This window comes from uncultured Dialister sp., assembly GCF_900538805.1.
Classification (GTDB): domain Bacteria; phylum Bacillota; class Negativicutes; order Veillonellales; family Dialisteraceae; genus Dialister.
Map to the genome: position 1 here is coordinate 12,501 of NZ_UPZP01000004.1, position 14,895 is coordinate 27,395.

7 protein-coding genes and 1 riboswitch (1 of these 8 cut by a window edge) are annotated in these 14,895 nt (G+C 51.2%); of the genes, 4 read left to right on the top strand and 3 right to left on the bottom strand.

The genetic code is table 11. The features are described from left to right. The 4 genes from QZQ29_RS00870 to QZQ29_RS00885 form a co-directional block, all read left to right on the top strand. On the top strand, positions 1–400 hold the 3' portion of the coding sequence (locus QZQ29_RS00870) for a hypothetical protein (RefSeq protein ID WP_296958557.1). 152 nt of this gene lie to the left of the window's left edge; 400 of the gene's 552 nt are visible here — the last part of the coding sequence; the start codon falls outside the window, past its left edge; its stop codon occupies positions 398–400. A 194-nt stretch (positions 401–594) separates the two neighbouring features. Next, complete coding sequence (locus QZQ29_RS00875) at positions 595–1,308, top strand: hypothetical protein (RefSeq protein ID WP_296958558.1); 714 nt, start codon at positions 595–597, stop codon at positions 1,306–1,308. A 1,098-nt stretch (positions 1,309–2,406) separates the two neighbouring features. Further along, positions 2,407–3,282: a hypothetical protein gene (locus QZQ29_RS00880; RefSeq protein ID WP_296958559.1), complete on the top strand. Its 876-nt coding sequence runs from the start codon at positions 2,407–2,409 to the stop codon at positions 3,280–3,282. A gap of 249 nt (positions 3,283–3,531) precedes the next feature. Further along, entirely contained in the window at positions 3,532–4,896 is a 1,365-nt protein-coding gene (locus QZQ29_RS00885; protein ID WP_296958560.1) for a threonine/serine exporter ThrE family protein, read from the top strand. A gap of 1,010 nt (positions 4,897–5,906) precedes the next feature. Here the strand turns inward: QZQ29_RS00885 and QZQ29_RS00890 are convergent. From QZQ29_RS00890 to QZQ29_RS00900, 3 genes are all read right to left on the bottom strand, one after another. Then, complete coding sequence (locus QZQ29_RS00890) at positions 5,907–10,190, bottom strand: autotransporter outer membrane beta-barrel domain-containing protein (protein ID WP_296958562.1); 4,284 nt, start codon at positions 10,188–10,190, stop codon at positions 5,907–5,909. A 1,090-nt stretch (positions 10,191–11,280) separates the two neighbouring features. Further along, positions 11,281–12,732, bottom strand: coding sequence for a sodium:alanine symporter family protein (locus QZQ29_RS00895; protein WP_296958564.1), 1,452 nt, complete (start codon positions 12,730–12,732; stop codon positions 11,281–11,283). A gap of 132 nt (positions 12,733–12,864) precedes the next feature. Further along, positions 12,865–12,966: riboswitch (glycine riboswitch) on the bottom strand. 433 nt (positions 12,967–13,399) lie between these two features. Beyond that, complete coding sequence (locus QZQ29_RS00900) at positions 13,400–14,824, bottom strand: sodium:alanine symporter family protein (RefSeq protein ID WP_296958566.1); 1,425 nt, start codon at positions 14,822–14,824, stop codon at positions 13,400–13,402. Positions 14,825–14,895 lie beyond the last annotated feature (71 nt).

A 14,895-nucleotide genomic window follows, 5' to 3' on the forward strand; every position in this document is an offset into this window, starting at 1 on the left:
CCTGTCAAGCACTTTTTTTAAGTTTTTGAAGGAAGACTTCATCGTGGCCGCCGCTCTCGCGGCGACAGGTATGATGATACCATGGATGGAGGTTTGTGTCAACTGGTTTTTGAAATATTTTTTGACACGCCTGCGGCATGAAGGTTCAGAGGGTTCAAGAGGGTTCAGAAGGTTCAGAGGGGGTGGTATCGCCCTTGCGGGCGATGAGTATTTTGCCGCCTGCGGCGGCAGCGCTGCCTTTGGCAGCGAAAACCATACAACCGGGTTTCGCCCGTGGAAATGCACCCTCATTCCCTTGCGGGGACTTTCCCTAAAGGGAAGCATGTCACTGGATTTTCGGGTCGCTTTGCTCCCCTACGAACCACGTTCGCTTGCCACCCCTATTCAGGGGGCAGAATAAACCGCAGATACGCAATCGCTTTATTAAGAACCTTTCCTCCGCCCTTTGCACCTTCTGAACCCATCACCGCCAATGACTCTTCCGTCCCCTCCTCCTTTGACTCCAATCTCCCCAAACTTATTCCTTACAAAATCTTTTTATTTCTGTTACAATGGTTTAAATAAAATATAAACCCATTAAGAAAGGAGGTTAATATGGAGGAAGCGAGGATACAGTCCATGGCGGAGCAGCTGATTCGGGAGAATCCGAAGGAGCGGATTATTGATTTCACCCTGGAGGGACAGAAGTACTGGATCAAGCGGAAGCTGGGGAATGGGCGGAATCAGCTGGTGAAGTATTCGGTGGAGAAGGAATTTTATTATGAAATCGCCCGCATGACTATTGCCGGAGAGTCGCATCCGGAGCTGGTACCAAATATCCAGGTGCTCACGCCGGATTACATGGTCACCCTGGACGGCGGCCCTACGCTGAAGAATATTCTGGGCTCCAAACGAAGTGAAGAGGAGAAGAAGGATATTCTGGGAGAAACCGGTGCCGCCCTGGCTGCGCTTCATCATGACGGTGTCATCCACGGCCGGCCGGCCCTTCGGGACATTACTTATAAAGATGGAAAGCTCACCTTTCTGGATTGGGAGAACCGGCTGTACTCCAGAAACAGGGAGGAGCAGAAGGCCATTGATTTTCTTCTTCTTCTCCAGGGCATCTGCCGGGAAAATTATCGGGAGGAAAAGGGCCGGGTGCTGGCGGTGGCAGAGGGCTACCGGGAGAACGGCGGCGCCGCCACGGTGGAGGAAGCACGGCGTTTCCTGAAGCACCATTCCCTGGTAGGAAAGATAGTGCACCTTCTCTCTCCTTTCCAAATGAAGGATATCGAGTCGGTGAGAAAACTGTATGATTATTTGAAATAGAAGTTTCCTGTGCGGCGTGATACGGCGGTATCATGTCGACAGGAAACTTTTTATGTATGAGTTTCCTATTCGGCGTGGCTCCATGGCGTTTCTTGCCCACAGGAAACTGTTGGCAAAAGGTTTCCTGTCCGACTTGATTCCATGGTGTTTCATACCGATAGGAAACTATTCGCATATAGTTTCCTATTCGGCTTGGCTCCACTGCATTTCATATCGGCAGGAAACTATTCGCGAAAGGTTTCCTGTCCGACTTGGCACCATAGCATTTCATACCGGCAGGAAACTTTTTGCGAAGGGTTTCCTGTCCGACTTGATTCCATGGTGTTGCTTGCCGACAGGAAACTGTTCGCCGGGAGATTTCTCGACTCCGCTCGAAATGACAGGAGGGCGTGGCCACATGGTGTTTATACCCACAGGAAACTGTTCGCCTATAGTTTCCTATTCGGCTTGATTCCACAGTGTTTCTTACCGACAGGAAACTATTCGCGAAGGAGATTTCTCGACTCCGCTTTGCTCCGCTCGAAATAACAGTAGGGCGTGGCTCCACTGTGTTTCTTACCGGCAGGAAACTGTTCGCGAAGGGTTTCCTATTCGACTTGGCTCCATGCTGTTTCTTGCCCACAGGAAACTGTTCGCGAAGGGTTTCCCATTCGGTTTGGCTCCATGGTGTTCTTTACCGACAGGAAACTGTTGGCGAAAGGTTTCCTGTCCGCCTTGATTCCACAGTGTTTCTTACCCACAGGAAACTATTCGCTAAGGGTTTCCTGTCCGACTTGGCTCCATGGTTTTCCTTACCGACAGGAAACTGTTCGCCTATAGTTTCCTGTCCGCCTTGGCTCCATGGTGTTGCTTACCCACAGGAAACTGTTCGCGAAGGGTTTCCTGTCCGACTTGACTCCATGGTGTTTCTTACCCACAGGAAACTGTTCGCCGGGAGATTTCTCGACTCCGCTCGAAATGACAAAAGGGCGTGGCTCCATGGTGTTGCTTGCCCACAGGAAACTTTTCACTCCCCCTCTTACCCCTGTAAATTGTCCTCTTGCCGCGGCGGTTCTATTTCTCTATACTTAGATTAAGTATAGTATGGGGGAGAGAACGATGCTGTTTCTTGAACAGGAGAAGGAAAAGTTCATAGCCTGGTGCCAGGATATTTCCATGAGGGAGCTGGCTTTATATTTCATCAGTGCTTTCTGCCTTCTTTTTATAGTATTTATATATTATGATGCCCTGGGAATTACCGGGCTTTTCCAGTGGTACCGGTTTGGCAGAAATATGGGGGAGTGTTTCCTGCTGATTTTCTTTACGGAACTGATGACGGGAAAAAATCTGCTTCATCCTTTCTGGCGCATTGGGTACATCCCTTTCTTTTCATGGATTCTGATTTTTCCCTATGTGCTCACCCATGCGGTGAATGGCATGAAGGATCCTACGTTTAACCATTTGAGTCCCTATTTCCTCACCGCCATAGGCACCCTGCTTTTGATTTTCTTCGTAATGAATGTGATCTGCCGGGTCTATGTGGGGCGGAATCTGGCCACCCTCATCTGTCTAGCCATCGTTTCTTTCTTTTCTTTCAGTGCTTTTATTTTTCTTACCCATTATGAATTCATGGGGCTCATGATGTCGCCTCGGGAGACCTTTTTTGCCCTGTACCAGCCGGTGCGCTGGTTTCACCGCATCGTTCTTCCCCATGTGGGGCTTGTGAATCTCCTCCTCATGGCGGCAGGGGTGATTGCCTTTGAGCTGCTGTACTGGAAATGGATTTACGAAAGTGCCTACCACCTGCCGGCCCGCTGGCAGAGGAAGGCGAAGAAATCCTATTCCTGTATCCACCGTCTTCTCCAGTTCCTGGTGTTCTTCGGCTGCCTGTGGCTTCTGGTGCGCTGGCTCAGTGAGTGCTTCCCGCTCCACGATTATGAACTGGCGAAGCAGTATAAGGAGTATATCGATTTCATCCAGAATACCAGGCTGTAAGGGTTCGGCGCCCTTTGGTCTTGAAGGTTGTTGTATCGCCCTGCCGGGCGATGAGCTATCATAATGCCGCCTATCGGCGGCATTTCCCTTCCACTGCTATGACTTTCCTCTGCCCCCGGGCGAAGCGGACTCAACCTTAAGGAAGCACTGATTCATTAAGGTACCTAGCGGCGCAGCCGCGTCTTTTTTGCATGCGGAAATACAGGCAATCGTTCCTTTTGCCTCCAAATTTACAAAGGAAGTCTTATATTGGAAAATAATGATAAAAATACCCTGACCATCCGGGATAAGATGAAGCTCATCCTGGATACGGGGCAGATGATGATGGAAAGCGGCGCCGGCAGCAAGCGGATTGTGCGGGATATGCTGCAGACCGCTGCTTATCTGGGCATTTACTGGGAGGATGTGCAGATTCACATTACCTATTCCACCATTATGATTAATGTGGATGACGGGAAGAGGACTCACACCATGTTCCGCAAATGCTACCGCCATGGGGTGAATATGCTCACCTTCCTAAAGACCAGCAAGACCAGCCGGGAAGCTCTCTATAAGAATGAACCCTATGGGGTATTTGTAAACCAGCTTCATGAAATCCACCGGCACTGCATGAACCGGATCTACCCGGAATGGCTGGCAATTCTGGCCATCGGACTGGCCTCTTCCGCCTTCTGCCTGATTTTCGGGGGCCACGAGGTGGAGGCTCTTTATACCATGCTGGCAGCCATCATAGGGGCTCTGGTGAAATATGCATGTACCCGCATAGAGTTCAACGGTTATGTCACCATCGCCGCCTCCGCCTTTGCGGCCACCATTACCGCCTATCTCACCATGTACCTGCCCGGTGCCATTTCTCCCTTCCTGCCCATTGTAGCCTGTGCCCTGACCCTCATACCGGGGGTGCCTCTCATAAACGCAGTGGACGATTTCCTGAATAACTACCTCACCTCCGGCATGACCCGCATGACCCATACCCTCCTTATTATGCTGGCCATGACCTTCGGCATTGCAGGGGCCGTGGGTCTCACCGACGTGCCCAGCTTCACCGCCGTAAACATTGCGCCGGAGCACCTGTACCTGGCACAGGCCCTGGCGGCAGCCATGGCAGCCCTGGGCTTTTCCATCATGTTCAACATTCCCAAACGATATATCCCCCTGGCCTGCCTGGGAGCCATTATTACGGTGGACGTGCGGGATGTATTCATGGTGGTTTTCCACTTCGGCATGGCCAGCGCCTCCTTCTTTGGCGCCGCCGTACTGTCTATCCTGTATTTCAGTATTTCCAAGTACTTCCACGCTCCCATCTTCGTGGTCACCATACCGGCCATCATCCCTCTGGTGCCGGGGGTGCTCATGTACCGCTTCTTCTTTGCCATCATCGATATCCAGCATATGGACGGTCTGGCCCTCCTTCTCGCCCTGCAGACCGGGGTGGAGGCCATGCTGGTGCTGCTTGGCATCTCCCTGGGCGCCACCCTGCCGGATGTGCTGGCCCATCAGTACATCGAAAGGGGCAAACGGAAAAAGCTGCAGAAGCTGCTGATGAAACGGGATGGAAACATTGAAGAAGCAAAAAATGCGGCGGACCTGGATAAGGCCAGCGGGAGAGGATGAATGGGGAGGCAAAGCCGCCCGGGTTCAGAGGGTTCGGCCCGCCTTTGGCGGGCTGGTTCAAAGGGTTCAGAGGGGAAGGTGAACGGGGCTTCGCCCCGAGGGTTCTTAGGTTTGACCGGCCTTTGGGCTGAGGGTTGTTGTGGCGGCTTTCGCCGCAGTATTTATCCTCCGTCAGGCGACGGAGGATAGGGGCGGGGATTAGACAAAAGAAATCAGAAATCAGACGTCAGACTGCGTTACGTGCTTTCCTTCCCGCCACCAACCGTCATTCTGAGCGCCAGCGAAGAATCTCGGCAAAAGCCGATAATGAATCATATGGTACTAAATACCGGTCGGCGGGAAGAAGCCGCCGTTGCACGGTCAGCCGACTAAAAGGAAAGCCTCTTATTGGGCAGGCTAGAGGCAAACTTCGGCTGACTTGGAGGTCCTATGCAGGACCTCCACAGTCAGTTCAGCATAGGTGCCATTCCGACTTGCAGCCCCGTACACCCTTTGCTGCTCCGCCTTGTTTCCCCTCAAGGGGAAACAAGGCGTTACGGGATTGGCTTTGTGTCACCGGTGGTGTATGACGAAGTGCCAGAGCCCCCTTCCTCAGGAAGGGGGGATGGCCCCTAAAGGGGAAACGACTCGCTACATTTTGTGCGTCGCGCTGCTCCTTCAAAATGTGTTCGCTGTGCACGCCGTCAGGCGACGGAGGATAGGGGCGTCAGTTCTTTTCCGATAAATTCGGACCTATCTCAGGGCTTCGTCCAGCTCCATTCCGGTCGGGCAATCAAAAGGAAGGCCCTTTTATGAGCAGGCTATGGGCCAACTTTGCCCGACTTGGCAATCCTATGCAGGATTGCCACCTGAGGAAGGAGCCTGACCATTCGGCACGTACCAGAGTGCTGCAGTCTCCTTTCTGCCTGTTTCCTTAAAATATCAGCATCACAAAAAAGCTGAGAAAAATGACTGCCATTTTTCTCAGCTTTTTTGTTTCTTCTACCATCTATCTTCTATCGTCTATCCAATCAGAACTGCCAGTTCACTCCCACATTCCACTGCCATTTCTTATGCCACATGCCGCCGAAGCTTCTTTCTGCGTCTGCATAGAGGCTGGTGTTTCCGTTGATGTGCCAGGTGCCGCCGAAGCCTGCTTCGTACCAGGTGTCCCGGTAGTCTTCGCTGTAGTCATAGGTTTCTCCGTCAGGAGCGGCGAGGTGGAAGTTTCTTTCGCCGCCGAATTCATGGAGCATTGAAAATTTCAGGTAGTAGTCATAGGGATGCTCTCTATCCGTCACCCGTTTGCCCAAAAGGATGCCCAGGCGTCCGATGGCGCTGTCATAGCTTCCCATGCTTACAGTCCTGCCGCGGCGGGTGGTATAATCCTTGCTTCCCAGACGGCCGAAGACCATCTGCGCTTCCGGTTCCAGGAAGAGGCCGTCGTCTCTGGTGAAGGTTTTGCCCCATTCCACAGAAAGGCTTTCATTCCATGTGCGGTAATTGGCGCTGTCGGGCCATCCGCCCCAGGTGTGAAGGTTGGTATCGTCCCTGCCCCATTTGGCCACCACATCGGTATATACGCCGCTGTCACCCAACCAGGTGCCGTAAAGGCCGCCGGAAAGGCCGTGGTCCTTGGAGGAGCCATAGCTGTACTTGGGGTTGGAAATAGTCCGCTCTGCGAAGAAGCCGTAAACGCTCTTGTCGTTGGCGGCGTAGTCATAGCCCAGCTGGAAGCCGTTGTACTTGCTGTCTACGCCGGATCCATCATAGGCACCATGGAAATCGCGGGCCCAGAGGCCGGAGGTGTCTTTCAGGTTACGGAAACGAAGGTCTCCCATGCGCTTCCGGAGGCTGTCGATGTCCAGACGGTAGAGGGCATAGCTGTTGTCAGCGGCCTTCATGAGAGGAATGGTGTCTTTGTTGATTTTTCTTTCCAGCTTGGTAAGGTACCACTGTTCTTCATTAGCATCAGATACGTTCATCACATCATGCACATACTTGCCGTTCTGGATGGTAGGTGTTACATCCCAGAGGCCGCCGTCGTCCAGGTCCATTCCGCTGAATTTGGCCTTGCCGCTCTTATCCGTGATAAGCAGCTGGTATTTCGTGCCCGTGACCTCATGGCCCGTAAGGAAGCTCTGGTCGTGGACCTGAATGAGGCCTGTGGAGCCAACTTCGGCATTCTGAATATACACTTTATCTGCATATTTCTTGTCATCCGTCTCCAGCTGATTCAGGTCGGACTTCATGCGGAAGACGCCGCCATTGCCGTTGTAGGTGTCGACATCCAGACGCTGGAGCTCCGGATTGTAGGACATATTGACCGTGCCGCCATTCTCGTGGTTCAGCGTCTTCACTTGGCTATTGTCCGTCATATCCCAGCGGGCGCCATTGGCTACAGTCAACTCTGTATCAGCTGGCATGTTGTCTCCAGAAGCATTGCCACTTGCATCATTTACCTCTGCCGTTGCAGCCATCAAGCCATGCGTCGTCGCTGCATCAGGCCGGAATCCGTCAATGGTGGACTTGCCGCGAAGCAGGGAATCTGCTGTGTTGAGTTTGAGCTTGATGGAACCTTTATCGGCCGATTCCAGATTGCCGAGGATGACCTTGCGGCCCGCGCCCAGTGCGGTAACAGAGCTGCCATCGCCGGTGCTGTAGATGGCATTCTGGCTGCCCGAAAGGGTCATGCCACCGTCGAAGGTGACTTTGCCTACCGAATCAGCTTTTACCACGTTGTTGTTTTCTGCAGCCGCGCTATTCACTGTGAGAACCGCGCCGTCACCCATTTCCATTTTTGCATTTTTATACACCCAGAGTGCCGATACTTCCTTATCTTCAGGGGCTGACACTTGAATCTGGGCATTTCTACCGACCGTTACGAATGAACCTTTTCCACTATTTTTAATGCCGGCTATATAATTTCCACCAGACAACTTATTCGTCGTTCCTGTTTCATCTTCTGTGGCATCGACAGTCACATGGGCATTATCGCCGTCAGATAGAAGATTGGTTTTCTCTGTGTCTGCAGATGCCACGATACCGCTGACCATAGCGTAATTATGTCCTGATGTATGAACGGTCAGATTGCCCCCAAACCTTCCGGTTCCATTTCCTACATAAATTCCTCTGATTTGCGTAATGGCCTGGGGAACGGCCTTTGTAAGATTCCCGCTCACTGTGAAAGAAGCATGATCTTTAACTTCTGTATCTGCTCCATAGTTCCATAAATCAGATAGAATCTGAGAATTTCCTTGATAATCACCTTCAAACTGCAAGCTGACCGTCCCATAAGGTCCGAAGTCTATCTTCGAACCAGAAACTGCATAGATTCCCATTGTCTGATTCGATGTGCCGCCATCCTGCATCAAGTTGATTGTCCCGTGAGGGCCAAAGTCTATCGTCTTATTAGCATCTGCATAGATTCCGTATGTGCCATTCGATGTGCCGCGATCCTGCGCCAAACTGAGGGTCCCATAAGGTCCGAAGTCTATCTTCGAATCAGAAACTGCATAGATTCCGTATGTCTTATTCGATATGCCGCCATCCTGCATCAAGCTGAGTGTCCCATGAGGGCCAAAGTTTATCTTCGTATTAGCATCTGCATAGATTCCGAACATCCCATTTTTTGATGTGCCGCCCTCCTGTTTCAGACTGACTGTCCCATAAGATCCAAAGTGTATCGTCGAATTAGGATCTGTACAGATTCCGATTGTCTGATTCGATGTACCGCCAACCTGCTCCAAACTGAGTGTCCCATAAGGTCCGAAGTCTATCTTCGAATCAGAAACTGCATAGATTCCGTATGTCTGATTCGATGTGCCGCCATACTGCATCAAGCTGAGTGTCCCATGAGGGCCAAGGTCTATCGTCGAATTAGCAGCTGTACAGATTCCGATTGTCTGATCCGATGTGCCGCCATCCTGTTTCAGACTAAGTGTACCATAAGGTCCGAAGTGTATCGTCGAATTAGAACCACCTGCGCCTGCGTAGATTCCGTATGTATAACCACTCACCTGACTTTGGTTAATATACATGTGAATCTGACAATCCTGCCCTATATTGATGTTTGAATCGGAATCTGCAATAATCCCAACAAGGTGCCTGGCAATGCTGTCTTCCACATCAATCTTATTCATGTTCCGTGCTCCCACGGAGACAATGGATGTATCGTCAGAGGGATTCTCCGGGCGCTCATCTCCATTTTGAAGCCATCCCGAGAAACGCATTCCCGCAACCATTTGCATATTGCGATTTTTGACCTTGACTGTATTCATTAAATCCGAACCAATACTTCCCTTGGCAGCTCTCGTGTAAATCCCAGTTATAATAGTTGATTCATTAATACCATACCCTTTCCTTCCCGGTACGCCGGTCTGCTCAGTGTCCACTTTCATCCTATCTCCTATGATGAAGTCTGTACGGGACAAAAAGGCTCCGGTCTCATCGATTGACCCATTTTCCGTATAATCTCCCTGGGTCTGGTCGTGCACCTGAGCGGTAAGAACAGCATCGTCTCCTATATGAAGCTTGTTCTGGGTTATGGCATGTATCTGATGATCCAAAGGATGATCATGGTTACTATGCACGGCATGAACTATGACATGCTGGGAACTGTTACCTGTGGTGGCCGTCACAGTACTTGTAAATCCATTGCCAATGGAAGTATCCCCATAGTAAAGCTGATAGAATCCCGCAGAATCATTTTCCTGGAACGCGCCTGTAGTCAAATTCAGATGCACGTTATCGCCCACGTTCATATGGCCGAAATGATTTTCCAGAGCCACGGAATTGACGAAAGTACCCGTCTTGCCCTCCGGAGCCTTAGCATTCACCGTAATAGTAGTCCCACTTCCCACATTCACGGTAGTCGAAGAAATCTGATTGCCATTATTTTTATATTCTTCATTGGCATTCACCGATTCGTCTGTACTTTTAGGATAATGACTACGGTCCACCCCTTCCAGGTAGATGCCGGAAGTATTGTAATAATTCCCGGCAGCATCCACTTTTACATTTAGCCCATTGGCCAGCCTCACCGTGCCCGGATAGTTGTCCTGCACCCAGATGCCGTTAGCTTCAGCAACGTTATCTTTACTCCCACCAACAGTAAAAGTGCCGTTGATGATGTTGGAGTATACCGTGGTCACGCCATCTTTATCGGCAGCAGAGGAGGCAATTTCTAGTACTGCCGGCGTTTTTCCGTCGGTTATGCTGACAGGTTGGGAAGCCGTGCCGAAATCATCGTGGATTGTCTGATCCTTCTCCGTCACCACCAGCGGCGTTGTGCGCTCTGCCGCTTCCACAGGCACGCAAAAAGCCCCTGTCAGCAGCAGCGCCGCCAGGAGAGCTTTTCCTCTATGGTTGGAAAGGGTTAGCTTACCCCCCCGATTTTTCTAAAACAATGCTTTTGGTTCTGTTTCATTCTTATTCCTCTTCTCCATGAAAATTCTGCCCGATTTTTCCACTAAAAAAACATGAGGTTCTCTCAAGTTTTCCCTCCAGGCTCCCCCTTGGCCCAGCCGCGATTTGGAATTCACTCAAGCATGGTACATACTAAACCTATCCATTTCGCTTGTCAAGCGAAAATTATCATAGAAATATTATGTTACCGCATAGCTTAATCTGTACTAAACACTAAAGTAAATTTACCAGACCAAAGGCCAAAATTTTCTGCACTGCATTTTCCATATCATTTTTCAGTGCAGAATAAACCGGATGGTCTCACGCTCATCGGTATGTATCGCCCATATCGTCATTAACGGTAGAACAGCCGCCTTCGGCGGCTCCCCCTTTGGTGCCTAACGGCACCACCTTTCTCCACGGGAAAGCATGTCACTGGATTTTCGGGTCGCTGCGCTTCCCTGCAAATCCAGTTCCTTTGCCACCCCGCTTCGCGGTGGCACTATGGATGCTGGGCATTGTGCTGCATTCCTCCATCTAATAGTCTCATGGTCTCCCACTCATCGGTATGCACCGGCAGTGTCTCCACTATCGGCACGTACCGAGATTCTTCGCTGCCCGCAGAATGGAATCGCCATAGAGTAACATCACCATTCTTACCCTCGCACACCCTTTGCCGCTTCGCGGCATTCCCCTCAAGGGGACACAAGAAAATTAGAGTCACTTTCTTATAAATCACCTTACCGATGCAGAGTGACGGTGCCGGCGGGAAACTCACGTCTGATGTCTCATATCTGCTTGTCTCATGGCCTTCGGCGACCCCCTCCGGATGGCAGAATACCCCTATTTCATAAAAGGGCAAAAAATATCCCCTATCCTGCCGGAATTCAGAGGAGCAGGATAGGGGTTGTTTCTCACTTCCGGAGAAGTGAGGGGGGACAACGATATGGAAGATGAACCTTATGGATTCATCGCGTCCCTGTGGGTTGAAGAAGAAACTCAGATATGAGCTTTGGCGCCTTCTTCTTTGGCAGCCAGTGCTGCCTTTTCAGCTCTTTCCTTAGCAAGTACGCCCTGGAAGCGGACGACTTCTTCTTTGATGACAGGAGAGAGAACCAGCAGGGAAATGAGGTTTGGAATTGCCATGAGTGCGTTGGCAATATCGGAAAGGTTCCATACCAGATCAAGGGTCTGGGTAGCACCTACATAAACGACCAGGGAGAAGATGATTCTGTAAACCATGTTGAATTTATGGGTTCCGAAGAGGTATTCCCAGGCTTTTTCACCGTGGTATTCCCAGCCAATGATGGTGGAGTAAGCGAAGAGGATGATGCCGATGGCCACGATGTAGGTGCCGATGATGCCGATGTTGGTAGAGAAGGCTGCCATGGTGAGGGCGATGCCTTTCAGCGGTGCGCCGCTGGCATCGGTGGTGCCAAGAACGCCGGAGGAAGCAATGGTAAGACCGGTGATGGAGCAGACAACGATGGTATCCCAGAAGGTGCCGGTCATGTTAATGTAGCCCTGGCGAACGGGGTCGTCGGTGGTAGCAGCAGCAGCGGTGATGGCTGCGGAGCCCAGGCCGGCTTCATTGGAGAAGCAGCCTCTGGCAACGCCGTAGCGCATGGAGTTCATGACGGTAACTGTGATGGTGCCGAGGACGCCGCCGCCAATAGCCTGCGGGTTGAAGGCCATCATGAAAATCATATAGAGGCCGTGAGGTACGTTCTGGATGTTAATAAGAATGCAGATGAGGCCTGCGATGATGTAGAACACAGCCATACCGGGAACGACTACAGAGGAAACTTTGGAAATTGTCTTGATACCGCCAAGGATAATGACAAGGGAAAGAACGGTGAGGATGACGCCGCAGACTTCCACCGGAATTCCGAAGACTGTCTGTACAGCGCCGGAAATGGAGTTTGCCTGGGTCATGTTGCCGATACCGAAGGAAGCAATGACGGAGAACAGTGCGAAGAGGAAGCCAAGGGTACGGCCGGCGGTTTTATTTTTGAAACCGTTTTTCATGGTGAACATAGGGCCGCCCTTCATTTCACCTTTGGCATTGACTTCACGGTATTTAATAGAGAGCATGCATTCGGAGAATTTCGTGGTGAGGCCGAAGCATGCGGAAATCCACATCCATACCAGGGCGCCGGGGCCGCCGGAGAACATGGCGGTGGCAACGCCTACGATGTTGCCGGTGCCGATGGTAGCAGCGAGGGCTGTCATTAATGCGGAGAATGGAGAAACATCGCCTTTGCCGCGCTTGGTGGTGCGGGCTTCTTTAGAAAGAACGCTGTGGATTGCATAGGGCAGATTCCGCCAGGTCTGGAATTTTAATAAGCAGGTGAGGTACACGCCGGTACCGACAAGGAGCACCAGCATTACCGGGCCCCAGACTATGCCGTCAATGGTATTGACGAGCGAGTTGATTGCAGCCATGTCCATAATAATATCCCCCTTACATTTGACCCGTATTTCTGAGAAAAAAACAACCGCCGCACTCAGGCTGATGGTGTGTAAAGTCTGAGGCTGGCGGTTGTATGTATGTATGCATCCATGCATAGCGGGGGTTACCCGGCTGCCAGCCCTGTCCTTTTGCCTGAGAGATTCGGGATTTACGGGTGAAATCCCTTTACACCTTCGGCGCCCAATCGAATGGGACTCTCCAGAGTTGTGTCCGTACACAGTTTCGTGTTCTTCTGAACGCCTGATAGTATTACTCCTTCGGCAGAGGGCCCTTTCGGCTCTCATTTTTCAGTGTACATCATCCACCATATTCTGCTTTTTTGGCTTCTTTCAGGAACCAGATCTGAATTCCCCCTCCGGAAGCCTGCCGTGCATGGCGGCATATATTCACAGGCTTTCGCCTGATCCTATACATACATAAGGATACTTATGGAAACCATTTTTAAAAAGGTAGGGCCTCCGCTTCGGGAAATATTTCCAGGGATATTTCCCGAAGCCCGGCACTCCCTGATGAATCAGTTTAGGAGGGCTTATCCACCAGGGTGCCCTTTGCCGGATGGGGTGTCATATTAATCCCGGCGGAAGGAAAATGGGAAAACCTTTCCGCCTGGAAATAATATGTTATATCAGTGCCCGATTGAAAGGCTCAGTCTTCCGTGTCTGCGGAAATTTTGGCCTTTACTTCCTTGCTGGGGTCCTGGTCTACGTATTCTTCGTAGTCCTTGCCTGTCTTCAGGTGGTCGAAATACTTGGCAGTTTCTCTTACCACCACGCCGGACAGGGCCAGCAGGGCAATCAGGTTAGGAATAGCCATGAGTCCGTTGACGATATCCGCCAGAACCCAGATGGCTTCGAGTTTCAAAAATGCGCCGCTTGCAACAAGTGCAATGAAGATGAGGCGGTAGGGAAGAACTCCCTTTGTACCTGCCAGATAAATCATGCAGCGTTCGCCGTAGTAGTTCCATCCAAGGATGGTGGTGAAAGCGAAGAGCACCAGGCCAATCATGAGCATGTATCCGCCGAAAGCGGGGAATGCGTCTTTGAAAGCTGCATTGGTCAGGGCCGCTCCGTTCAGGCCGTTCAGCCATTCACCGGATACGACGATGGTAAGACCGGTGAGTGTGCAGATGATGATGGTATCAATGAACGTACCGGTCATAGAAATAAGTCCCTGTTCCGCAGGCCATTTGGTCTTAGCGGCGGCGGCTACGATAGGAGCGGAGCCAAGGCCCGATTCATTGGAGAACACGCCTCTGGCAATACCATTTCTCATAGCCATAATCATGGTGGAACCAAGGAAACCGCCTGCTGCGGCACTGCCTGTGAATGCATTGGAAATAATGGTTTCAACAGCACCAGGAATCTTATCAGCGAAGAAAATCAAAACACCAACGGTTGAAACGAAGTAAATCACTGCCATGGCCGGAACGATTTTGGAAGCGGCTGCGGCGATGGACTGGAGGCCCCCAAGGGTGATGGCTGCCACAAGAACCGTGAGGATAATGGCTGTCCACATGGGATCCAGTCCGATAGTCATCTTGGTGATATCCACAATGGAATTCACCTGGGCAAAAGTACCGATTCCGAAGTAAGCTACCAGAACGCCGAAGATGGCGAAGAGGGTGCCCAGCCATTTGTACTTCTCGCCCATACCGTTCTTAATGTAGAACATGGGACCGCCGGCGATTTCACCTTTGGCATCCACTTCACGGTACTTCACGGCCAGAAGACCTTCTGCATACTTGGTGGCCATTCCGAAGAATGCGGCAAGCCACATCCAGAAAATGGCGCCCGGACCGCCGGCTGCAATGGCCGTTGCCACGCCTACAATGTTGCCGGTGCCCACCGTTGCAGAAAGGGCTGTGCAGAGAGCTTTGAAAGAATCAATATCACCACTGCCTGTATTCTGTGCTTTGAAAATCAGCTTCAGCGCCTTCGGTAACTGAAATACCTGCAGCAGCTTCAACCTGATGGTAAGCAGGATACCGGTTCCCACAAGAAGAACCAGCAGCGGCGGCCCCCAGATAAAACTATCCAGCGAATTCAACAGGTCCATGTAATTCAAATCCATTTTTAACAACGCCCTCCCCTAAGAAAGTAGATAACAAAAAGCCGGCATTCCATAAGAAATAAAACTCTGGA